This is a genomic window from Lentisphaerota bacterium (genome assembly GCA_016873675.1).
Classification (GTDB): Bacteria; Verrucomicrobiota; Kiritimatiellia; order RFP12; family JAAYNR01; genus VGWG01.
Genome location: VGWG01000027.1, coordinates 1 through 22,621, shown reverse-complemented (window position 1 = coordinate 22,621; position 22,621 = coordinate 1). Strand labels below are relative to the sequence as shown.

Sequence of the window (22,621 nt, the reverse complement as noted above, 5' to 3'; positions counted from 1 at the left end):
CGGATGAACGAGCAGCCCACAACAGATTCGGAGCACGCGAACGCTGGCACGGCGCCGGCGATCCGCGTCTGCGGACTGACGCTGGCCTACGGGGCGCGGGTGATCCAGCGGGATCTCGCCTTTACGGTGAATCGGGGGGATATCTTCGTCATCATGGGCGGCAGCGGTTGTGGCAAGAGCACGTTGCTGCGCCATCTGATCGGGTTGCAGCGGCCGGTGGCGGGCGAGGTGTTTTACGGGACGGTGCCGTTCTGGAAGCGTTCGACCGCCGAGCGGCGGGAGGTGATGCGCGGCTTTGGCGTGTTGTATCAGGGCGGGGCGCTGTGGAGCTCCCTGACTGTGGCGGAGAACGTGGCGCTGCCCCTCCAGCTTTACTCCGATCTGTCGCCCGCAGCCATTCGCGAGCGGGTGGCGTTCAAGCTGGCGCTGGTCGGTCTGGCCGGGTGCGAAGCCTGTCATCCCGGGGAGCTCAGCGGCGGGATGAAGAAGCGCGCGGGGCTGGCTCGGGCGTTGGCGCTGGATCCCGAAATCGTCTTTTTTGACGAACCGTCTGCGGGGCTTGACCCCGTGAGCGCAAAACGGCTGGATGACCTCATTCTGGAGCTGCGCGAGAGCCTGGGCACGACGGTCGTGGTGGTCACGCACGAGCTGGCCAGCCTCTTCGCGATCAGCACGAACGGTGTGTTTCTCGATGCCGAGGCGCAGACCCAGCTGGCGCTGGGATCGCCGCGGGAGTTGCTTGCCCGGTCGGATGATCCGCGGGTGATCCGTTTTCTGACGCGCGACGGGGACCGCCCGCCGCAGCCGGCGAATCTTCCGGCGGCAAAGGAGTGAGACACCATGAGTGAAGAGGCAAAGAAGACGCTGATCGGGGCGTTCGTCGTCGGCGGTCTGGCGTTGGCGGTTCTGGGCGTGATAGCCTTTGGATCGGGGCGGATGTTCACCCAGACCCAGCGCTACATCCAGTATTTTGACGAGTCGGTGAAAGGTTTGAGCGTCGGCGCGCCGGTGATGTTCCGCGGCGTCAAGGTTGGGACGGTGGTGGCTGTCACGCTCGAGGGCGATCTGGCCAGCATGAAATTTCTGGTGCCCGTCGTCACCGAGATCGACACCCGTGCCTTTGCGCTCGATGGTGCGGGCATGCAGAATCTGGAATATCATCAGATGCTGATCACGAGAGGGTTGCGCGCCCAGTTGCAGATGCAGAGTTTTGTCACCGGTCAGTTACTGATCAATCTCGATTTCCATCCCGGAAAGGCGGCGCGGATGTTGCCTGAGCGCACCGGGCATTTGCAGATTCCGACCATCGCGTCGGCCACGCAGGAGCTGACCCGGAGGCTGGATGAATTGCCGCTGGCTGAGCTGCTGGACCGCGCGAACCAGGTGCTGGTCGGTCTGAACCAGTTGCTCCAGAATCCGGCCCTGCAGCATTTGCCGGGTGCCGTCACGGGTTGGGTGGCCGAGACCCGGGCCGTGATCCATTCGGCGGGTGATGAGGTGAAAACGATTTCGGCAGAGGCGCAACAGACGCTGGCGGCGGCGACAGCGGCGTTTGCGGCGCTGGAGCGGGTGCTGGCGCTCGAAGAAGGGCCGGCGGCCGATCTCGCGGAGACGGCGGGCGACGCGCTGCGGGAGGCGCAGCGCGCATTTGGGCAGATCAGCAAGACGGGTCAGACGTTGGATGTGGCGCTGCGTGATGACCGGCCGGTTGAAGAGCTGCGCGAGGCGTTGCGCGAGCTGGGGCTGGCGGCGCAGGCCGTGCGGACCTTGGCCGACACGTTGGAGCGGAACCCGGAGGCGTTGCTGCGGGGCAAAAAGCCGAACACAGGAGGTCAGGAATGAAAATCCAGAGGAGTGCCCGTGTCGGCGGGATGGCCGCCGCTCTATTCGTGGCCGGGTGCGCGAGTTCGCCTGCGGTCCGGTATTATGCCCTTTCGGCGCGGTTGCGGCCGGAGGCGACAGTGCCGAATGTGCCGCCGCCCCGTGTGATCACGGTCGGTCCGGTTGCGCTGGCCGACTACCTGAACCACCCGAATGTGACGGTGCGCCGCGTCAGCGGGGGCGCGCAGACGCTGGTCCATCTGGAACTCGACCGCTGGGGCGGCTCGTTCCGCGATGCGGTGACCCGCGCGGTCAGTGACAATCTCGCGGCCGAGCTCTCGCCGCAAAACGTCCTCGTCGTGCCGCGGAGTGATACGGCTGCGGGCGACCTCGGCGTGAGCCTCTCGATCAACCGCTTTGAACGCAACGGCGCCCGCGTTGAGCTGCAGGGCGCGTGGTTTCTGACCGACACGGCCACGCGGCAGGTCCGCGCCGCCGGCGCGTTGCAGGCGTCGGCGCCGGTGGCCGATGGCGGCGCCGCCGCAACGGTCGCGGCCATGAGCCGGGCGCTGGAATCGGCGTGCGGCGAGCTGGCCGGGCGCGTGCGGGAGACATGCATGCAGCCCGCCGCCGGAGGCGATGGCGGCACGCCAGCCCCTTGACCCCTGAGCCGATCCATTCCTGCGGCGCGGCGGGGACGCCGCTGCTCCGCCTCGTGCGCCGCGTCTCCACGAGCCCCTACAACAACGACGTCGGACCTCGCGCGCGCGTCGAGAGCAGAAAAGGCTCGCAGAGACGCGCCTGGTCACGGTCCTTTACAGGCATCCGTCACGGGCGGACTGTGGCGCAGATTTTCAGCGATGGCCGCGAGCAGCGCGTCGAGCGTGATCGGCTTGGCGAGGAAGATGTCTCCGCCGCTGCGGTAACCGTGCTCGCCTGCTTCGCTTTGCGCCACGGCCGCCGTGACAAACATGACCGGCACATTCTTGAGGCCGGGGTTCCGCCTGAGCTGGGCGGCGACATCGCCGCCGTCCATTCCGGGCATCATCACGTCCAGCAGAACCAGATCGGGCTTGAATCGGGTGGCCGCTTCCAGCGCCTGCTTCGGATGGTTCACCTCCATCACTTCGTAAGCCCCCGTTTTCTCCAGATTGAACCGCACCATTTGCGTGAACTTGGGTTCGTCATCAACAATCAGGATGCGTTTCTTGAACATGGCTTATTCTCCTGTTTGAGTGTGGAGCGTGATCGTCACCCGCGTGCCGCCTTCGGGGCGGTTGCCGATCCTGATCGTGCCACCGTGCAACTCGATGATCTGCCTGGCCACCGAGAGGCCGAGTCCGGTTCCTTTCCCTATTTGTTTCTTGGTGAAGAACGGGTCGAAGACTTTCTGCAGATTGCCTTCGGGAATCCCGGGGCCGGTGTCTTCCACGTCCGCGATGACCTCCGCGCCCCCGGTTTCAAGCGGATGGACGCGGGTCTTCAGGATCAGTGTCCCGCCCTCGGGCATGGATTCGATGGCGTTCATGCAGAGATTCAGAAACACCTGCTCGATCTTGATTCTGTCCAAGGGCAGGTGCGGCAGGTTCTGCCCCAGATCGACGCAGACGGCGATCTGCCGGTTCCGCGCCTCCAAGCGAGCCAGGCGCAGCGCATGTTCAACCACCCCGTTCAGATCTTGAAGCTTCATCTCCAGTTTTGCCGGCGCCGCGAAGTTCAGCAGTTCGCGCACGATGTAATCGGCCTGCAGGAGGGCATCCTTCGTGTCCTGGATGGCCGTCGCCACCTGATCATCGTTTGTGGCGACCGTGTTCGATAGAAATTCCAAGCCCATCAGCGCGATCGCCAGAGGATTCTTGACCTCGTGGGCGACACCGGCTGCCAACTGGCCCACGGATTCCATCTTGGCCGCCTCAATCAGGCGCATTTGGGCGGCGGCCAATGCCTCGTGCGCCTTGATGAGTTCCGCGTGAGCCTGCTTCAACTGGTCGTCGGCCCGCGTGCGCATCAGCGCGGCGCCGATGAGCGAGGCGATGCCTTCAAACTGTTCGACCGTGTCGAGCGAGAAGCACCCTGTGCGGCGGTCATTGAATTGCAGCAGCCCGACGATGCGGTCCTTCACGTGGATGGGCACCAGCGCCACGGAGGCGAAACCCTGATGGATGCAGGTGTTGCGCGGCCGATACCGCGGATCCGCGCCGGGCGGAAGATCCAGCAGCGGGAAGGAATGGTTCGTCCAGCAGCTTCCCCCTCGCGTGAAGAGCGGGTTGGCGGGATCGGTCTTTCCGGAAATGACCAGGCCACAGGTGCACTCCAAGCTGACATGGCCATCCGGGTTCCGGCACACCCCGCCATCCGAGGTGCGTCCGATCAGCGTGTTTTCCGTCAGCAAAAAATCCGGAGAGAAACCCATCTGGGCGACATAAGGGTAGTCCTCGCCATCCTGCAGACGGATGCCCACGGCATCGAACCCCGTCCGCGTCTTCAAGACGGCAAGCACGCGCTGGATCATGATCGGCAGGTCTCCCGGCTCGTTCAGCATTTGCAGAATCTCCCGGGCCATTTCCCTGTAGGCCTCGGCCCGCTTGAGGTCGGTAATGTCGCGGTTGATGCCCAGCAGGCTCTGGAACGCGCCCGCGTGATCGCGCAGAAGCACCTTGGTGGTCAACAGCCACCGCGGCTGGCCCGCAGCGTCCGTCAAGGCCGCCTCGCGGTTCATGCACGGCTGGTCGCGCTGCAAAAGATCCAATTCTTCGGACTGGAACCGGGCGGCGAGTTCGGACGGGAAAAAATCACGATCACTCTTGCCGATGATGTCGCTGGCGGCGGATGCGCCCAGAAAACGGAGGGTCGCGGGGTTAGCGGCCACGAATCGGCCCACTTTGTCCTTCAGGTAGATTTGATCCGGCAGGTTGTCTAGGATATTGCGCAGCAGATCGTGCTCGTCGGCCAGCGCCTGCTGCGCGCGGGACCGTTCAATGGCGTAGCGGATGGCGCGCACGAGGGATGCGTTCAGTTCCGGCGCCTGTCCCTTGATGATATAGTCCTGAGCGCCCTGCTGAACCGTCGCGGTGCCCAGCGTCTCATCGTCCAGACCGGACAGCACAATGATCGGCACCCGTCCTGCGGCGGCCTGCATGCGAACGAACGTGTCGAGACCCCGGCTGTCAGGCAGCCCAAGGTCCAAAAGCACGAGGTCTATCCCCCCCTGGACCACCTCCCTCAGCGCCGCCGCCAGACAGTCGGCTCGCCGGATGCTGAAGGCGTCGCGCCGCCACTGCGTCAACAGGTTCTGAATCAGCAGGGCGCACGCCGCGTCGTCCTCCACCAAGAGGATACTGACGGGTCCGGTCTTCACGGGGTCACCGGTGAACACGTCACGCATACCCAATCCCTCATTGCAGAAATGATTGTCGGATCTCTGCGGGCAAGCCCCGCAGCGGCCGACCGGGGAACGCACAGGGCTACTTTCGGGGCAAGTGTGGCAGAGGCGGATGACAGATGTCAAGTTCATTGTACGGCGGAAGCGCGATAGCGCGATAGTTCACCAAAAAAAGTGCTTGCATCTTTCGGCGCAAATCAGTTATAGTACACGCCACTCACGAAGAAGTCGACGGTTTACAGCCTCTTCCGGCTTGTCGACACGAGTGGGCGGGAGGTCCGCTGCGGCGGACGATTCAAGGTAAGCGTTTGAGAGATATGACCGAGTTTGAAACTATTTTACGCGTCAGTTCTGACGTGCCGGTCCTCTTTTGCTCCCAATCATCCAGATTTGACCGGCCGTGCGGTTCGCGGGGGTGCGCCTTCTTTTCCGGGTTTTCATTTTTGGGTGTTCCGATGTTTCATTCCCGCCTGGTGCGGGGGAGACGCGGCGCATAGGCACGGACAAGCCTGGGAATTCGGATTGTGCCATGCGATCCCGATTCGCCCATTCAGACAAGACGCGACATGGCGGCAGAGAAGAAGAAGAGAGAAGGATAGCATGGATATCTATGTTGGCAACCTCGCCTATTCGATGACCGATGATGAGCTCCGCGAGCTTTTCTCGGCACACGGCGCCGTGAGTTCGGCGCGCGTTTGCATTGACCGCATGACCAGCCGGAGCAAGGGTTTCGGATTCGTCGAGATGCCAAACAGCGAAGAAGCTCAGGCGGCGATCGCCGCGCTCAACGGCCGCACCATTGGGGAGCGGGCGCTGCGCGTGAATGAGTCGCAGCCCAAGCCTCGCAGCGACGCACCCCGCTCCGGCGGGTTCGGCGGCGGCGGACGTCGTGAAGGCGGCGGCGATCGTCGCGAACGCGGCGGCGGATCCTCTCGCTGGTAAGCGACAGGGACAGCAACGATTCGAACAAACGGGCGACCCTCGCGGGCCGCCCGTTTGTTTTTGTATTGAGGCGCGCGACAAAGTTCTGTCGGTTCAGCGAAGATTCTGGTATCATTACAACATGCACATTGCACTTCCCAAAATCATTCAGGGTGGCATGGGTGTCGGCGTGTCCAATTGGCACCTGGCGCAAGCCGTTTCAAAGCTCGGGCACCTCGGTGTCGTGTCGGGGACCGCACTCGATCTGGTGATGGCGCGCCGACTCCAGACCGGCGACCCCGGCGGCCATGTCCGGCGTGCCCTGAGGCATTTCGTGTGGCCCCAGATGGCCCAGCGGGTTCTGGACGCGCTGTTCGTGCCGGGCGGCATCAAGCCGGATGAACACTACACGTTTCTGGGCCTGCCGACCATCAAGGAAAATCACGCGCGTAATGAATTGTGCATTGTGTCGAACTTCGTGGAGGTCTTCCTTGCGCGCGAGGGGCATTCCAATCCCGTGGGCATCAATTATCTCGAGAAGATCCAACTGCCGCACCTGCCCTCCCTTTACGGGGCGATGCTGGCGGGCGTGGCGGTGGTGATCGTGGGCGCGGGCATTGCCGTTGAATTTCCCGGCGTCTTGGATGTGTTGGCGCAGCACCAGCCCGCCACCTATTCCATTCGCGTGCATGGCGCGCAGGCCGACACGGAATGCACGTCCCGATTTGATCCGGGCGATTATCTGGAGGCGGGCGCGGCGCTGCCGGCGCTATCCAGACCCGACTTCCTGCCGATCATCTCGTCGGACGCGCTGGCCTCAATCTTCATTCGCAAGGCCAGCGGGCGCGTGGACGGCTTTGTGGTCGAGTCGCCCCAGGCGGGCGGACATAATGCGCCGCCGCGCGGCACCTTGCATCTGACCGATGACGGCCAGCCGATTTACGGGCCGCGCGACACGGTCAATTTTGCGGCGATACGCAAATTGGGCCTGCCGTTCTGGGTGGGAGGCTCGTACGACTCGCCCGAGCAGTTGAAGGTGGCGGAGGCGGAGGGCGCCGCCGGCATACAGGTCGGCACCGCCTTTGCCTTGTGCACCGATTCGGGGCTGCCCTCCGAGATCCGGCGCACGCTGGTAGCCAAGGCGCTCGCTGGCGAGGCGCACGTGTTTACCGATCCGGTAGCCTCGCCGACAGGCTTCCCCTTCAAGGTGGCTCAGTTGGAAGGCACGCTTTCCGAGCGCGCGGTTTATCTGAAGCGGCAGCGGATCTGTGATCTGGGCTATCTGCGAGAGCCTTACCGGCGGGAGGATGGGACCGTGGGGTACCGCTGTGCAGCCGAACCGGAATTGAACTTTCTGGCCAAGGGCGGGAAGGCCGATGAGATGGCCGGACGCATCTGCGTGTGCAACGGGCTGCTGGCCAATATCGGACTGGCCCAGCGGCTGCCCGGCCGGGTCGAACCCTGCCTGCTGACGCTGGGCGATTCATTCGCCAGCATCGGCCGGTTCTGCCGGGCGGACAGTCTCGATTTCAGCGCCGAAGATGTGGTGCGCACGCTTCTGGGGTAGCGTCACGGGATGCGGTGGGCGGCATGGCCAGATATGAGTTTGCGGGCAAAGTGGCGGTGGTGACCGGCGGCGCGCAGGGCATTGGCGACGGCATCGTGCGCAAGTTGCTCGAGGACGGCATGTCGGTGGCCGTCGGCGACGTTGATGCCGAGGCGCTGGATGAGGCGTCGGGGACGTTTTCAGCATCGGGCCGCTGGTTGGGCGTGCGGGCCGACGTGGCGCGCGAAGCCGACGTGCGGGCCTTGATGCGGGCGGCCGTCGCGCGCTTCGGCCGAATTGATGCGCTCATCAACAACGCCGGAATCGGCAGCGGCCTGACGCCTCTGGAGGAGACGACGCTGGAGGCCTGGGAGCGCGTGATGGCCGTCAATCTCACCGGATCGTTCCTGTGCGCGCGCGAAGCGGCTCAGGAACTGCGCCGACACAACGGCGCGATGGTGAACATCGCCTCGACACGCGCCCTGCAATCCGAACCCAACACCTTCGCCTACTCCGCCAGCAAAGGCGGCCTCGTCGCGCTGACGCACGCGCTGGCGGTGAGCCTTGGGCCGGCGGTGCGGGTCAATGCGATCTGCCCCGGCTGGATCGAGGTCGGAGCGTGTCGGAAGGCATCGGCGCGCCGCCCGGTGGCGCATCGCGCGGCCGATCAGGCCCAGCATCCGGCCGGACGTGTCGGAACCCCCGCAGACATTGCCGAACTGGTCGCCTATCTGATCGCCCCCGAATCGGGGTTTGTGACCGGACAGGCCTTTGCCGTCGATGGTGGCATGACCATCAAGATGATTTACGAGCCGGAAGCGTGAGGCGAACAGACGTGGCAACGGCTTATTCTTAAGGTTTGTAAAGATGATGGAGGGAAGCCCAGCTCGGTGTCGGTAGCGTCGTAGGAGGGAAGGCAAGCGGCATGCTAAAAAATGTTATTTACAAGCATGCAGACTATAAGTAACATTCTAAACGCTTTAGGTAACAAAGGGATCATGAATAATCTTGCTGTAAATTACCTGCTGTTGGATGACTCGCCGCGTGCGAAAACTGGCGTATTTCATCCAGTCTCGCTTTGTTCATGGGATGTTGCCAACCTTCAAGCGTACCGGACCCCTCTTGGTGTTGTGTTCAATGCTGACTGTCTGAAGGTTTTGCCCCGCATAGAGGACGCATCTGTGGACACGGTCTTTGCCGACCCGCCTTTTAACCTGGACAAGCAATATGGCGCGAAGGTCAATGACAATCTGTCCGAGAAGGCCTATTTGGTGTGGAGCAAGGCGTGGCTCAAGGAGTGCATGCGGATACTGAAGCCTGGCGGCGCACTCTTTGTTTACAACCTGCCGAAGTGGAACATCTTGTTGGGTGCTTATCTGGCAGAAGAAGAAATGTTGTTCCGCCACTGGATCGCAGTGAACATCAAATTGAGCCTGCCAATTCAAGGGCGCCTTTATCCGTCGCATTACAGTTTGCTCTACTATACGAAGGGAAAACCAAAAACGTTCCGGAAAATCCGCACGCCGATCAAAGTCTGTCGGCACTGTGCGAAGGAGCTGAAAGACTATGGCGGACACCGTGATGCCATGAATCCCAAAGGCGTTAACTTGACCGATGTTTGGGATGACATCCCGCCTGTCAGGCACCGTAAGTTCAAGAGCGAAAAGCGGACAGAGAATCAACTTTCTACAAAGTTGATCAACCGCGTGGTTCAGATGTCCACGTGCGAAGGGGACATCGTGCTCGATCCGTTCGGCGGTAGCGGAACGACCTTTGATGTGTGCGAGCGAAGCAATCGTTACTGGATCGGCATCGAGAAAGAGAGTTGCGACGCGATTGTCGAGAGGCTTTCAACGCCGCAAATATGCCCGCATGCGGACGATGATTTCATTGAAGGGTAAATGACACCATGAAACCTCCTGCCGATATTCTTTCACGAGGGTTGGCAGAGCACTTGTTTTCCCCGAGTCGTGAGTTAATTCCTGACATTGACGACTATTATGAGATGGAATTGGCGTTCTATGAGAACCAGATCCTTGATGAACAGGAGTTGGTCCGGAACGCGGCCTACTTCGCCAAAATCGGCGACAGCGTAACCCGACATTTCCAGATGTGCGCGGGTGAATCTCTGAGGTTGCCAGGGCACTCTTCTTCCCGCCTGAAATCATTTTTTGAAAAAAACATTTTCCGTACCGGCTATGCTACTCACGGGCTTTTTCCATATCGAGGGAAGTTTCACCCGCAGATGGTCAAAGGTATCTTAAATGTCATGGGTCTGAAGCCGGGCGAAACTGTCATTGACCCGATGATGGGTTCTGGAACAGTTGCGGTTGAGGCAACGCTGATGGGCATCAACTCCCTCGGTGTCGATGCCAGCCCTTTCTGCCGGTTCATGGCGCAAACCAAATTGGACGCGCTGACCATGCCGTTGAATCGGGCACGCAAGGCTGTGGATAACGCCGAAGCCGTATTCGAGTATTTCGGAAAACGCGGCAGGCCGATTGGCGGGCGCAAGCCGGTTCGTTCTGCGCAATTGCATTATGCCGATGAAGTGATGGAAGAACCGATCGAGTATTTGACACGCGGATTGCAGCTTCCAAAGGGCAGCGACCGCGAGACCGCCGAAACCTATGGTTTCCTGCTCCTGGCCTATCTGGATGCCGCCGGATATTCCGAGCGCAGTACACGGAGGACACCTATCGACCAGTTTCGCGCAATCCTTGACCGCTACGTGTTTGTTGCGGACAAGATCCAGAGGTTTCTCCGACAGGATCAAGCGGCGCTCGGACTGGCTCGCGTTTCACAGGGCGACGCTCGTTCCATGCCCGTCGGGGATGCGAGTGCTGACGGCATCTTGTTTTCGCCGCCCTACAGTTTCGCAATTGATTATTTGGATAATGATGCGTTCCACCTGAATTATCTGGGTGTCGATGTCGAACAGCTTCAGGGATCGATGGTGGGCCTTCGTGGTAAATCGTTGCCGGAGAAATTCGCGTTCTATCAGAATGATATGAAGCGCGTGATAGCGGAGTGTTCACGTGTGCTGAAACACGGAAAGTTTTGCACGATCATCGTTGGGACGAACAACAATCAGATTGGAAAAATCCTGAAACAGGCCCCCGGGGAAGTTGAGGGACTGGATGAAATGCTTATGCGAATGGGTCAAGAAACAGGACTGTCCTTGATACGGACGATGAATCGCAGCATTGTCGGCATGTCCAATACCATGCGGCGTGAGCAGATCCTGCTGCTGCAAAAACAGTGAGGTCAGCGCAATGCACGGCCGTCCGTGCCTTTCGTGATGTGGGGAACGTCCACGCTGAGTGCGTCATGTTCGATTTCGATCACGGCCAGCACGCCTTCTTTGATGCTCAGTGCCTGCCACACCGGAAAGTAGGGCTGGATCTCCGCGTAGTTTCCAATCCGGTCTGTCAGATAGAAATACATGGCGCGGGACGGGATGATCAAAACACCACCGACAAACGCTCCGGTGATAAGCCCCAGCGCAATCTTATTCAGGGCTCGATGACTTGAGGAGATGTTGCCGGTCTCCCATTCGAGGCACAGCAGTTTGCCCTTTTCAACGCATGTGGCGTCGATAGGCCCTGGCTTTTTCTCCTGGGTGGGGCTGAACCGCGTTTCCAAGTTCCACCCGAGATTCTTGAGGTCGGCCATGCACGATTTTTTGATTGGCACAACGCCGTTGGACTGCTTTTTTGCGTGCAAGGTAAATGTCCCGCTTCCTTCCGGCCATTCAACGTCGGTAATCGCTTTGCAGATCTGGGCGTGACGGGCATTCCATTCAGGGCTCACTCCGAAAGATCCCGCCTTGATCAGGTACGTCGTTCTCAGGACCTTCATTTCCGGCCCTTCCCAATGTCAGCAAAGAGTGCTTCAAGAGAACAACCCAATGCGAGTGCCAACTTCTCGATGTTTTGCAGCGATACATTGCGGGTTCCCCGTTCAATGTCAGCAATGTAAGTTCGGTGCAGTTCGGCTTTTTCAGCCAACACCTCTTGCGTCAGGTCGAGAGCGATTCGCTTAGATCGGACGGTTTGCCCGAAGCGAACCAAAACATCACTTTTTGAAGCAACCATAGTGATGAATTATTAATTAATGCTGACTTTGCGTCTACAGACGATAAGTGACATATTGAAAGTAAGCGACCGATCAAACCTTCCTGCATCTCCGTCGGCTTCCGTCGCACGTGATGTCGCGCGTGATTGACACGCCGGCGACGGCGCTTCCTGGCAGGGCATCGGGCTTTTCGAGCCGCACGGTCACCGCCGTCACGCCCGGCTGCTTCAGGCAATGGGCGGCCAGGAGGGCGGCGAGCCGTTCAAGCAGGTGGCAGCGGCTCGTGCGCGCAATGGCTGTCGCCTCCTGTGCCAGCGTGGCATAATCCACGGTGTCTGTGATCGTATCGCTGACGCCGGCCCGGGCGAGGTCGCAGGTCAGCTCCAGGCCCATGATCAGGCGCTGCGGCTCGATCCGCTCTCGTGGCAGCGTGCCGATGATGCAGACCGTTTCGAGATCGCGGATGATGATGGTGTCGTGCATGCTCATCGGCTCCTTTCACCCTCCCGCGAGGTGCTGGCCGCCGTCCACAAACAGGATCTGCCCGGTCACGGCCTGGGCGCGGATCAGGTAGAGCGCGGCGTCGGCGACATCCTGTTCTGTGGGGCGGCGGCCGAGGGGGATCGCCCCGGCCGGCTCGCGGGGCGCGCCGGCGGGCGGCGGCAGAACGGGACCGGGGGCGATCGCGTTGACCCGGATCTGCGGGGCGAGTTCGGCGGCGGCCAGACGGGTGAAGCCGGCGAGCGCCTGCTTGCTCAGCGTGTACGCGAGGGTTCCGGTCGGGCGGCCGACGATCCGCTGATCGAGGAGATTGATCACGACGCCACGCGTTTCGGGACCGCGCTCGCGGATGTGCGAGGCGAAGGCCTGCGTCAGGAGGATCGGCGCGAGGGCGTTGACCCGCCAGGCGGCATCACAGGCGGCCGCCGTGGTTTCGGCGAGCGTGCCCTGCGAAAACACGGCGGCGTTGTTCAGCAGCACGTCGATCCGGCCCGCCTGTGCAATCGCCTCGCGCAAGACGGCTTCGGCCGCGTCGGGGCCGTCGAGCGCGCCGCTGACCGTCCAGGCCCGCCGGCCCAGGTCGCGGATCCGCTGCGCCGTCTCCCCGGCCGCTGCGCGGTTGTGATGGCAGTGGATCACGACATTCAGGCCGTCGCCCGCCAGCGCCAGCGCCAGCGCGCGTCCGATGCGCACGGCGCCGCCCGTGACCAGGGCGATGGGGGTGGAGCGATCATTCCGAGCATTCATTCGGACTCCGCTTTCGTAGGGGCCTGTCCCACATCCAGATCCCGTTCCGCCAGCGCGCACCACTGCGCGAGGGTGAGTTCCTCGGCGCGGGCTGTCGGAGGGATGCCGCAGGCGTCGAAACAGGCGGTGATGTGCGTCGCCGCCTCTTCCGTCTCCGCACAGGCGCGGCGGAGGACCGACGCCAATTGCTTGCGGCGGTGCATGAAGGCCAGCTTGGTGAGGGTGATGAATCGTTTCTCCGCTGCGGAGGAGAGCGGAAAGCGGTCGTGGCGGGTGAGGCGGACCACGGTGGAGCCGACGTCCGGTTTCGGCCAGAAGCAGGTGGGCTTGACCCCCCGGACGAGCGCCACGTCATAGAGCCGCTGCAGCCAGACACCCGACAAGCCGCGGAGTGCGCCGCGGGGAGGGGCCGCAAACCGCTCGGCTACTTCGGTCTGCACAAGAATGGTCAGCAGCCGAGGCGCGTCGGGATGCATGGCCACATCGAGGAGAATGCGGGTGCCGACGGAGTAGGGGAGGTTGGAGACAAACGCATCGCAGCCATCGCGCAGCAGGTCGCCGAGGTCGGTCTCCAGCATGTCCGCTTCGATCAGCGTCAGACCGGGGCGCTCGCCGAGTGACTCCCGCAGCCAGGCGCAGAGGCGGTAGTCCTTCTCGACCGCCGTGACGCGGATGTCCCGGTCGAGCAGTGCTTCGGTGAGCACGCCGAGACCAGGGCCCGCCTCCAGCACGCGCTGGCCCGAACGGACGCCCGCAGCGTCGAGGATGGCGTCGAGCACATTGCGATCAATCAGGAAATTCTGGCCAAGGGTCCGGTTCGGGTGGAACCCCCGTTCGATGCACCAGCTTTTGACCTGCGTGGGGCTTGTGAGATTCACCGGGCCCGTCCGTGTGTTACTTCGTGAGCGGCAGCTCGAAGACCTTGATGTAGGCCTTTTTACGCAGGCGGTTGACCCACTCGATGTACTTCTTCTCGGCCTCGATCATCTTGAGACGCCCCTCGATCCTCGCCCACGCCTGATCCAGCGTCAGCGTCTGCGGCGCCACCTCGCTATTTTTACGGACGATATAACCGTGGTCCTCCAGCAGCAGCAGTGGCGAGTGTGCGCCCACGCTCAGACCGGAGAGGGCGTCAGCGAGTTCCGGGCGGAAGGTCTCCGCAGGATTGATCACGCCCCAGTCGCCGCCTTTCGCGGCCTTACCGTCCGCAGAATAGGCCTTGGCGACTTCGGCAAACGGCTTGCCAGACTCCAGGTCTTTCACGGCCTGCCCACCGCGATCGGCGACGCTGGAGCCATCAACCGGCGCGATCACGATGACGCTGACGCCGACGCCTTTCGACTCGGAAAATTGCCCGGGATTGGCCGCATAGAAGTCGCGCACGGCCTGCGCGGAGACGGTCACGTGTTTCTCGACGTGAGTATAGCGCATCGACTGGACGATGAGCTCCTCTTCGATGGTCTTGCGCCATTCGTCGAGGGTCGTCCGTTGCGCGGCGAGGGCGGTGGTCAGCTTCGCCCGGTCGCCGCCGAACTGCCTGTTCACCACCTCCTGCACCCGCTCGTCCACGGCCCAGGGGGCGATCGAGGCGCCCGAAGCCTTCGCCGAATCGAGGATGAGTCGACGGTTGATCATGGCGTCGAGTGTCGCCTTGTAGAGCTGATGAAGCTGCTGCTCGCGGTCTGCGGCGGGGAGATCAGCCCACACGCTGCCGCGCACCTCGGCCATGACTTCGGCGATAGTGATCACCGCCTCGTTGACGTAGGCCGCCACGCCATCAATCAGCAGCGCGCGCGGCTCAGCTTTTTCGGCTGCGGTCGCTCCAGCGGCAAAAGCCCCGGCCACGGCCACAATCAGTAACAACCGTTTCATGCTGTGTGATCCTTTCCGATCCGCCATCCGTTCGCGCGCCAACCTGTTTTCGCGCGTCATGTTTCATAGCATACCCGACTCGGCCGTGAAGCGAAAGCATTAGTTGATTGCACTTGAAGAGTGCGGAGCGCTCCACCATACTAGCCACCGAGGGGGCGGGAGTCGTCAGGCCCCCGGATGACGCGGATGAACATCGATGGAGAGGCTGCATGAACGCTGGTCGCCGCGACGGGCAGACAGACGCGAACCGCGCGCTGAAGCCCAGAAGAAACGCTTTACGCCTGCTCTTTCTGCAGGTGCCGCGAGCCGACGCCGACGTTTCGGATCCGGGCGAGAACGTGATGCTGGCGGCCGCCTGCCTCGAGGCGGCTCTCGCTCGCTCGGTGGAGTCGCGCCAGTGGACGGTGGTGACTGCCGGCGACGCCCAAGACCGGCTTTCGGACGGCGGGTTGCTCGAGCATCTGACCGTCTGTGCGCCCGATTGCATCGCCGCCACCTGTTATCTGTGGAACGTCGAGCGCACCCTTCATCTGCTTCGTCTGCTCAAACGCCGCCTCCCCCGTCTCCGCGTGGCGCTTGGCGGCCCGGAGGCGGCGCGCGATCACCCGCTGTTGTTCGCGCGTCGCTCGCCCGCCGATGTGATTGCCGTCGGCGAGGGCGAGGCGGTCTTTCCCCGTATCTTGGGCCTGTTCCGCGCCGGAGTGGATCCCGATGTTGAGGGGGTCGCCTGCCGCGCGCCGCCAGACGGCTCAGGTTCCGTCCGCTGGCGCTGGGGCACTCAGCCCCGTCCGCAGCTCCCGCTGGCCGACGTGCTCCCGGCCGCCGATGCGCCCGTGAATCGCCCCGATGTTCACGGCATGGCCTATCTGGAGACCAGCCGCGGCTGCCCGTTGCGGTGCGCGTTCTGCTGCTACAACCTTCGCCGATCCGGCTGGAGCGCGATCTCACCCGAGGCCGTTTATGCGCGTGTTCAAATCCTTCGCCGGCGAGGTGCCTGTGAAATCCGGCTGGTGGATCCCACCTTCAATGCCCACCCGCAATTCGATGCGGTGGTTGACGCTCTGGCTCGGGCCAATCCCGGCCGCCAAATCGCGTTTTTTATCGAGATCCGGGCCGATACCCTGACCGATGCGCAGGCGGCCGCGCTCGCGGCCGCAGGAGTCGCCGAGGCCGAGGTCGGCGTGCAGAGCACCGACCCAGCCGTTCTGCGGATCATCCGTCGCGGTGCTCACACCACCCGGACGCTCAGGGGAATCGGACTCTTGCGCAAGCACGGCATCCGCCCGACCGTGGACTTCATGTATGCGCTGCCCGGGCAGGGCCGTGATGACATCGTCCGCTCGCTCGCCTGGCTGGAGCGCTTTCCCGGCGCGCACCCCCAGTTTCTTCCCCTGTTGCTGCTGCCGGGAACCGAGTTGCGCGACCGCGCCGCTGAACTCGGTCTTGTGGCCCAGCGACTGCCGCCCTATCGGGTGGTGGCGACAAACGAGCTGCGGGCGTGCGACCTGCGCGCGGTCGAACTGGAGGCGGCCCGCCGCCTGGGCGGCTTCGATTCACCCACGCGCCGCTTTGCCGGCCGTGCCCTTCCCGATCTCTTCGCCGACCGCCAAGTGATGATTGCGGATCACGCGGACGCAGCCATTCGCCCCCCGCCTGCGGTGTCCAGTCGCCAGGCGCTGATCCTCCGCGGCGGCACGCTGTTCGAGCAACGCGAGCGTCTGGCCCGCATCATCCGCGACGCCGTGCGCGCCGAGCCCCACATTCTGTGGCAGTTCGTCCTCGAGCCCCGCCAGGAAGAACCGCTGGATCTACTGGATCGGCTGGTGGCCGAGCTGCGCAGCATCCCCTCGCATTGGCTCGACCGGCTGGTTGCGCCCCCCGGGCGCCGAATCCTCGCGGCGCGCCGCCTGTTCGTGAGGCCCGCGCGCGGCGCCCGCCTCTCGATGGAATGGCTCACGGCCTGCGATGACCTTCTGGCAAGCGCCTCTCACTAGCCCGAGGATGCAAGCCAGATGAAGGCATGGGTGTCCAGCAGGATCATCGCAGCGCCTCCGGCCAGTCATCCTTCTCCAGCGGCGCCGTTGGATCACAGAGGTATTTCGCCCCGACCAGCGACTCGCGAACACGGAATGGATTGCGCGCGGCTTGATGCGGGACAAGATCTGCCACCGGCACACCATGACGACAGATCACGATGGTGCACTTCTTCTCCCTGACCTCATTCAACAAACTCGAGAAGCGGGCCTTCGCCTCATAAACGCTTTGGAGTGCTTTCATGCGCCCACGGTTCTAAATCTGGTCAGACTAGTCAACCTCAATAGCACTCACGGTCACTTGTTTTCCCCGGCTGCTTCCTCGGCTGCTTCCAGGGCCGCGTTCTTCAGGAACGCCTCGATGGTCTTCGGGATGTCGGCCAGGGACTCGATCGGGGTGTCAGGCATGGCGCGGTTATTCACGGCATCGATGATCTTCTCGATTAGTTCCGGGGACTCCGTTTGCGCCGAATAGCCCTGCAGCAGTTTCAAGGCATCCGCATCGGGCATGTCAAACATGGCGTCGAGGACATTTTGGAACGCATCGGACCCCAACCCCATTGCAACGGGGCCGACCTCCGCGAGTAGCTTCGCCTTGGTTTGGGTTGACTCAAAGCCCTGCACCTGGAGCGCCCACGCCTCGAGTGCGGCCTGGGCGACATCGGCATCGTTGTCCAAGAGCATCTTGCTGAGATCGGCGAATCCGTCGCTTTCCGCCCACGCCAGCGATTCGACCGCCTGGAGCCGCACCTTCGCGTTCGCATGGCCCATGAGCTTCTGCGCCGCCGCCGCGACCACCTTCAGGTCGCCCGAGTCCAGGTCTTCCTGCAGCGGCGCGATCACCTTCCGGGCCTCCGCCTCGGCAGCGGCTTCGGCCTCGTCAGCGGGGCTGGTCGCGGGCGCCCCAACGGAATTGGTTCTTGTACCTGTAATCGGTACAGTCCCAGCCACCTGCGGCACATCGCCGGTGGTGTGCGTATGCGCCTGCAGCGCGTTCATCGTGCAGGCATCGTCGTCGGGACAGCACTCATCCTCCTCGGGGATGTCAACCTCAATCGAGATCGGTTTCGGTTCCTTGCGCAGCCACAGTGCGGCACCCACCGCCACAGCCAGGCCCAGTACGATCCACACGGTCACACGATTCCTGAGACGCATCTTGCAGCCCCTTTCGTAAAAAACTTCCTCTGTCCGATGTTTCTGATTGTCGCACATCCCGGGCGTGCGGTCAAATGAAACGGCAGGGCAAATGGTAAAGCACACCCAATCAATACCATAACATATGGATGCGCCCTTTGAATGGCCAATCATCAGCCTGAGCTACCAATCCCGCCCGAACCGGATTGTTTTGAACGTAAGCCCATTTTTCGGAATACGATTCGCCGCTGCGCAAGAAGCGATCAAAGTAATCGGGTTGCCAGACCGCCATTTCAGAATCCTTGTCCAACGCGCGCGCAGACACAGACTTCCACATCTTGACCCATTCGGCCATCGATTTGCTGTCTCTTCCGAACCTCGCGAAAAAATGCACATGGTCAGGCATTAACAGATAATCGCCGACGAACCAACCGTCGTGTACCCTGGAACGGGTCCAGAGATTCAAGAGCACATCGTGGGCTGCTTGGCAGTTGAGCAGTCGGCGCCGTCGATAGGTCGTGACCGTTAAGAAGACTATCGGCGCATCGGCATGGGGTTCGAGATGAGCCAAATGCCCGTGGAGTTTCGAGTCGCTATTCGTCAAAGCCTTCACGAATGGCACTCTCAGTTGCAAACCCAGCGGCCTTGCCGGGGTGGGGGCACCCCGGCTCCAGAGAGGCTGCCGCCGGTTTCTGCTGTCCGTCCCTCGCGTCAGCGCTCGTCGCTCGCGTCAGCGCTGGAGCCGGTTTCGGGGCGCTCCGGCTCCAGAGCAGCTACCGCACGCCTACTCCGCCACTTTCTCTTTCTTTTGCCCATGCACGTGTTTCACGCCGGCGGCCGGCTGCTTCATCAACATGCCGGGCGCGGGCTGGGCGGCGGGTTTCTGGGCCTGGGCGAAAAGCTGCACGCCGTTGGGGTAGAGCACGCCATGCTTGGTCATCAGATCACGCACCCACGGCGCCTGCCGCTCATTGCGCCGACGGCGCGCGATGTCCTTCTTCAACTGCTCGATATCGGGGACTTCCCAGCCGATGTCGCGCAAGACGGAGAATTTTACGAACGTGTAGACGGTCAGATCCGGATCTGCGTTCGTCTCGACCGCACGCAACTGGTAGATCTCGAACGCCTCGTCCACCTCGACAAGCGGCGACCATTCACCCGGCTTCAGTCGCGCCAGCGCCTCGCGCGTCTGGGGAAAGTCGAAATCAAACGCCTGGAGGGTGTTAATGCCCTCAAACGTGACATCCTCGGGGAGCGCCGCCTGCAGGGATTCCTGATCGTCCGTCACCTGAAGCTCGCCCGAGACGAGCCGTTCACGCACCTGCGCCAAGCACGCGGCAAAGACCCGGTTGGTCGCTTGGGCGCGGTCACGCAGCCGCTCCAAATCGCGCTTCAGGTTTGCCGCATCCTCATCCGAGACATTGAAGAGTGAACCGAACTCGTCGCGGAGCACGGCCTTGAGCGTGGCTTCGTCTCGGATTCGTTGCGTGATCGCCGCCTCGCCCCCTTCAAATCGTTGCGCGAATGCCGCGCGTTTGACCCGCAACCGCTTGCAGATCTGGTTGATGTAATCCTCGGCCGCCTGCAGATCAGCCGCATCGGGTGCGACCCTTCGGCGGGCCGCCTCATTCAGCATCGCTGCCCGCGCCATAAAGTTGGCGAACACATACTGGTTAGCCGCCTGCTCCAAACGCGCCTCTCCCGCCGGGTCACGAGCGGTTGCTCCGGTCTTCTGCAGGTCCATCCATTCCTGCACGCGCTCCTGAAGGGCGCTGCGCGTCAATGCATGGCTTCCGACCTGGACCAGCACATCGCCCGGCTGCAGATCCTTGTACGAACGGACAACCGTATTGGTGAGATGAACGCCGGGCGTGAGCGACAACTGCTGCTTCTCAGGCACTCCCTCTTTTCTGCCGCATCCGACCGCACCGGAAACAAGCGCGACAGCCGCAAGTGTGCGGGCGGTCGCTTTTGTCATCATCATACTCCGATCTCCTTCCCGCAGTCTCAACAAATGAGAACGGGGGCGGATTATCCATCCGCCCCCGTTATGAAACACCGGACTGTGTTCAGCCGTTAAGGCGTCACGCTCCGGTTCGCGACGTTACCCAGCATTAGTCCTGGTCATCGTCTTCCTGGTCGTCGTCTTCGCAGGCGCAGTCCTCGGAGACCTCCGGGGCGTCCGCCTTCGTCCCAAACACTTTGTCAACCAGCGCTTCAACGGTATCCTGAACATCGCACTCGTCGATGTCCTTGATGGCCGTGGCGAGGGTCTTGTTGTACTTCAGGCTGAACGTGCCATAAGCGACGCCGCCATTGAGGTGCCCCTCATCGCAATCGTCCATCGTGCAGGGATCGAAAGCGATGGCGCGTGCGCAATCCTTACCACCCTCGTCGCAGCGCGGGCAGTTGCCTGCCTCGGCGCTGCAGACAGGCGCGCTGGCATAGCCGACGACCGACCCGGCGATCGAGACAATGTCCATGCCCTCACCCGATGCAACCGTCGATGCGGCCGTGCCGAAACCGGCGTGTCCGAGTGCAAACCAGCGGCCGCAATCATCATCGGCACCGGTCCGGAAGCCCAAACCGAAGAGGAGTTCTGCAACCTTCGCCTTGCTCGACTGGGGAGCGCCCAGACGGTTGGCCAGCATCACGTCGCCTTCCGCAAAGACAATCTGGCTGTACTTGTCAGCCGACGTCCCGACCAGGAGAAGCGGATAGCAGTCGTCCAAGCGGTCGAGGGCGCCCTCGTCCACGCATTCGCAGCCGAAGACCACCACGCCCTTGAGCGAGACCTTGCCCTTGACGCGGTAGCAGACGTCCTCATCGGTGCCTTCGCAGTCGCCGACGTATTTGACCTTGGCGGCGTTCTTGGCGACCGCCGTGTTCAGGCTGGCCGAATACTGGTAGACGCGGGGCCATCCGCCGCGATCCGTAGCGAGAGATGCCGAAGCGCCAATCATGGCGACTACAGCAAACAACATGAGTTTCTTCATTTGAACCCTTTCTTCTGTTTGTACAAACATGGGCGTCTGGCGCCCAAGGCCGGACCGGGATACCCTCCCTGTCCGACCGGTTTCGAACTGCCCTGCTTAACCGCACCCGCGGCTCGTCGGGCAACCCACTCAGCCCACCGTCACTCGACGGGCGGCCGTCTCTCAAGCCGCCTTCTGATTATTACCGGTAACAACCTGAAGCGCCTGAAAACGAGTTCACTTTATCGGAACAACAGATGATAAGCAAGCATAAAAAACATTATTTATCTGATTGGGCAACCCGGTCGATGGACCTACGGATGCGGGAAATTCCGACGTCATCCTCACGGTCAGAATCTGAATTTTTTCTTGCCGTCTGGATCTGTTGACCTAAAGATCGAGGGTAGCCGACTGGGCCGCGAGCCGGACTTTTCCTCCGTCTCGGCCTCATTCGCAAACGTGACCGTTGCTGGCCTGTGGCCGGGGTATCCCAAAAGCAGCGAGGCATCCGGGCTCAGGTAGAGCGCCTCGGCGCCTTTCGGCGAGACCTCGATGCGCACCAGCAGATCGTTGGGGCGGCGTCCCTTGACTGCGGTGACACTCACACCCTCGAGGGCCGGAGCGCAGGTGAAGGCGGCGGGATCCATTTCGGCCGTTTTGCCCCTGAGGATAACCCGGTAGGTTTGCGGCTCGTTGTCAAGTGAAAAATCGAATCGGTTGGGGATGGCCGCAAGTTCCAACCCGCTGACGACGCTGAAGCGAATCACCAGCGGCTCGGCCGTCGGGCGTCCGATGACCGGCAGCGTGATCTCCGCCGTTTGCCGTCCGAGCTCCAGCGACGTGGCGACGGTCGTGATCGCATAGGTGGCTGTCTCGGCCGTGTTCGTGGCGATCATCACCTCCATCCGAAGGGCACCGTTGGTCACAATCGTCGGCGAACCAAGCAGAACGCCCGCGCCTGCGGCGACCAGGGTGATGTGGTTGGTGACCGGAGCGCCGGCTTCCTTGGCGACGATGCTGATGGGTTTCTCGGACAAGCCGCTGAACAGGGGTGTCACAGTGCCGGTGAGCATGAGCCTGAGATACGGCGTCTCGGCGTCATCCGTCACCACCCAGACACCGCGGTCAAAGACGCCATTGATCGTGTTCGGATCAAACCGCAGCGTGATGACCGCTTCCCCGCCCGGCGCGACCTGATTGGTGGAGGCCGTTCCCGTGGTGCAGGTGCACGTCGGCTTCAGCCGCTCGATCACGACCGGAACCTTCCCCCGGTTGACCACGCGGAAGGAGACGTTGGTGATGTCGCAGCTGTAAAGCGCCCCGATGGCCACGCTGTTGGTGCCAATCGCTTGGAGGGGGTCATTCATCGTCTCCTCCGCCCGCGTCGTGACCACGCCAGCCGTCGCAAGCGCGACCGCCACAGCCCCAACGGTGCGTGAGAAGGACTTTAGGGAACGAACCGAACCTGTCTGTTTGTTATTCATAGTTCCATTGAGTTTACGGGTATGGGGCGGAAAGCGCAAGGGGAATTGAGGGGTCCTTTTTTGTTAACCGGTCAGGAATCGGTTACTCCCTGCCTTTAGTCTGTCCGCCTTTCAGAACTTCGTACACC

At 62.3% G+C, this 22,621-nt stretch carries 23 protein-coding genes; 9 read left to right on the top strand and 14 right to left on the bottom strand.

Translation table 11 applies throughout. The features are described from left to right. The first annotated feature begins 3 nt into the window (after positions 1 to 3). Genes FJ222_05400 through FJ222_05390 form a run of 3 tightly spaced genes read left to right on the top strand, consistent with a single transcriptional unit; the run spans position 4 to position 2,483 of the window. On the top strand, positions 4 to 834 hold the full coding sequence (locus FJ222_05400) for an ATP-binding cassette domain-containing protein (GenBank protein ID MBM4163858.1): 831 nt from the start codon (positions 4 to 6) through the stop codon (positions 832 to 834). A 6-nt stretch (positions 835 to 840) separates the two neighbouring features. Further along, entirely contained in the window at positions 841 to 1,842 is a 1,002-nt protein-coding gene (locus FJ222_05395; protein MBM4163857.1) for an MCE family protein, read from the top strand. After that, on the top strand, positions 1,839 to 2,483 hold the full coding sequence (locus FJ222_05390; GenBank protein MBM4163856.1) for a membrane integrity-associated transporter subunit PqiC: 645 nt from the start codon (positions 1,839 to 1,841) through the stop codon (positions 2,481 to 2,483). The genes FJ222_05395 and FJ222_05390 overlap by 4 nt, the downstream gene beginning before the upstream one ends. A 143-nt stretch (positions 2,484 to 2,626) precedes the next feature. On the opposite strand, the gene FJ222_05385 is transcribed toward FJ222_05390, so the two are convergent. Together FJ222_05385 and FJ222_05380 are read right to left on the bottom strand one after the other, a co-directional pair. After that, complete coding sequence (locus FJ222_05385) at positions 2,627 to 3,037, bottom strand: response regulator (protein ID MBM4163855.1); 411 nt, start codon at positions 3,035 to 3,037, stop codon at positions 2,627 to 2,629. Between the two features lie 3 nt (positions 3,038 to 3,040). Continuing rightward, positions 3,041 to 5,335: a response regulator gene (locus FJ222_05380; GenBank protein MBM4163854.1), complete on the bottom strand. Its 2,295-nt coding sequence runs from the start codon at positions 5,333 to 5,335 to the stop codon at positions 3,041 to 3,043. A gap of 468 nt (positions 5,336 to 5,803) precedes the next feature. On the opposite strand from FJ222_05380, the gene FJ222_05375 reads away from it, so the two are divergent. From FJ222_05375 to FJ222_05355, 5 genes are all read left to right on the top strand, one after another. Further along, complete coding sequence (locus FJ222_05375; GenBank protein ID MBM4163853.1) at positions 5,804 to 6,145, top strand: RNA-binding protein; 342 nt, start codon at positions 5,804 to 5,806, stop codon at positions 6,143 to 6,145. A 121-nt stretch (positions 6,146 to 6,266) separates the two neighbouring features. Next, entirely contained in the window at positions 6,267 to 7,691 is a 1,425-nt protein-coding gene (locus tag FJ222_05370; GenBank protein ID MBM4163852.1) for a nitronate monooxygenase, read from the top strand. Between the two features lie 23 nt (positions 7,692 to 7,714). After that, the gene (locus FJ222_05365) at positions 7,715 to 8,494 is read left to right on the top strand and encodes a glucose 1-dehydrogenase (protein MBM4163851.1); all 780 of its coding nucleotides are present in this window, start codon (positions 7,715 to 7,717) and stop codon (positions 8,492 to 8,494) included. Between the two features lie 174 nt (positions 8,495 to 8,668). Next, positions 8,669 to 9,571 carry a site-specific DNA-methyltransferase gene (locus FJ222_05360; protein MBM4163850.1) on the top strand — a complete coding sequence of 301 codons (903 nt, stop codon included), beginning with the start codon at positions 8,669 to 8,671 and terminating at the stop codon, positions 9,569 to 9,571. Positions 9,572 to 9,579: 8 nt separating this feature from the next. Next, positions 9,580 to 10,935 (top strand): hypothetical protein, encoded by a 1,356-nt coding sequence (locus tag FJ222_05355; protein ID MBM4163849.1) that lies wholly within the window; start codon positions 9,580 to 9,582, stop codon positions 10,933 to 10,935. A 2-nt stretch (positions 10,936 to 10,937) separates the two neighbouring features. Here the strand turns inward: FJ222_05355 and FJ222_05350 are convergent, their stop codons facing one another. The 6 genes from FJ222_05350 to FJ222_05325 form a co-directional block, all read right to left on the bottom strand. Continuing rightward, entirely contained in the window at positions 10,938 to 11,531 is a 594-nt protein-coding gene (locus tag FJ222_05350; GenBank protein ID MBM4163848.1) for a restriction endonuclease, read from the bottom strand. Then, on the bottom strand, positions 11,528 to 11,767 hold the full coding sequence (locus FJ222_05345; protein MBM4163847.1) for a helix-turn-helix transcriptional regulator: 240 nt from the start codon (positions 11,765 to 11,767) through the stop codon (positions 11,528 to 11,530). Before FJ222_05345 ends, FJ222_05350 begins: the two co-directional genes overlap by 4 nt. Before the next feature lie 73 nt (positions 11,768 to 11,840). Then, positions 11,841 to 12,236: a dihydroneopterin aldolase gene (gene folB, locus FJ222_05340; protein ID MBM4163846.1), complete on the bottom strand. Its 396-nt coding sequence runs from the start codon at positions 12,234 to 12,236 to the stop codon at positions 11,841 to 11,843. A 9-nt stretch (positions 12,237 to 12,245) separates the two neighbouring features. After that, positions 12,246 to 12,995 carry an SDR family oxidoreductase gene (locus FJ222_05335; protein MBM4163845.1) on the bottom strand — a complete coding sequence of 250 codons (750 nt, stop codon included), beginning with the start codon at positions 12,993 to 12,995 and terminating at the stop codon, positions 12,246 to 12,248. Further along, positions 12,992 to 13,873, bottom strand: a complete 882-nt coding sequence (gene rsmA, locus FJ222_05330) for a ribosomal RNA small subunit methyltransferase A (protein ID MBM4163844.1) — start codon at positions 13,871 to 13,873, stop codon at positions 12,992 to 12,994. The genes FJ222_05335 and rsmA overlap by 4 nt, the downstream gene beginning before the upstream one ends. A 16-nt stretch (positions 13,874 to 13,889) precedes the next feature. Next, complete coding sequence (locus FJ222_05325) at positions 13,890 to 14,927, bottom strand: hypothetical protein (GenBank protein ID MBM4163843.1); 1,038 nt, start codon at positions 14,925 to 14,927, stop codon at positions 13,890 to 13,892. Between the two features lie 149 nt (positions 14,928 to 15,076). Between FJ222_05325 and FJ222_05320 the strand changes: the two genes are divergently transcribed. Next, positions 15,077 to 16,861: a radical SAM protein gene (locus FJ222_05320; GenBank protein MBM4163842.1), complete on the top strand. Its 1,785-nt coding sequence runs from the start codon at positions 15,077 to 15,079 to the stop codon at positions 16,859 to 16,861. A 43-nt stretch (positions 16,862 to 16,904) separates the two neighbouring features. On the opposite strand, the gene FJ222_05315 is transcribed toward FJ222_05320, so the two are convergent. From FJ222_05315 to FJ222_05290, 6 genes are all read right to left on the bottom strand, one after another. Continuing rightward, positions 16,905 to 17,144, bottom strand: a complete 240-nt coding sequence (locus FJ222_05315; GenBank protein MBM4163841.1) for a type II toxin-antitoxin system prevent-host-death family antitoxin — start codon at positions 17,142 to 17,144, stop codon at positions 16,905 to 16,907. Between the two features lie 53 nt (positions 17,145 to 17,197). Next, entirely contained in the window at positions 17,198 to 18,055 is an 858-nt protein-coding gene (locus tag FJ222_05310) for a hypothetical protein (GenBank protein MBM4163840.1), read from the bottom strand. A 109-nt stretch (positions 18,056 to 18,164) separates the two neighbouring features. Beyond that, positions 18,165 to 18,749 carry a hypothetical protein gene (locus tag FJ222_05305; protein ID MBM4163839.1) on the bottom strand — a complete coding sequence of 195 codons (585 nt, stop codon included), beginning with the start codon at positions 18,747 to 18,749 and terminating at the stop codon, positions 18,165 to 18,167. A 69-nt stretch (positions 18,750 to 18,818) separates the two neighbouring features. Next, the gene (locus FJ222_05300) at positions 18,819 to 20,018 is read right to left on the bottom strand and encodes a hypothetical protein (protein ID MBM4163838.1); all 1,200 of its coding nucleotides are present in this window, start codon (positions 20,016 to 20,018) and stop codon (positions 18,819 to 18,821) included. Positions 20,019 to 20,148: 130 nt separating this feature from the next. Beyond that, on the bottom strand, positions 20,149 to 21,030 hold the full coding sequence (locus tag FJ222_05295) for a hypothetical protein (protein MBM4163837.1): 882 nt from the start codon (positions 21,028 to 21,030) through the stop codon (positions 20,149 to 20,151). 329 nt (positions 21,031 to 21,359) lie between these two features. Continuing rightward, on the bottom strand, positions 21,360 to 22,493 hold the full coding sequence (locus FJ222_05290; GenBank protein ID MBM4163836.1) for a DUF1573 domain-containing protein: 1,134 nt from the start codon (positions 22,491 to 22,493) through the stop codon (positions 21,360 to 21,362). Between the last annotated feature and the right edge of the window lie 128 nt (positions 22,494 to 22,621).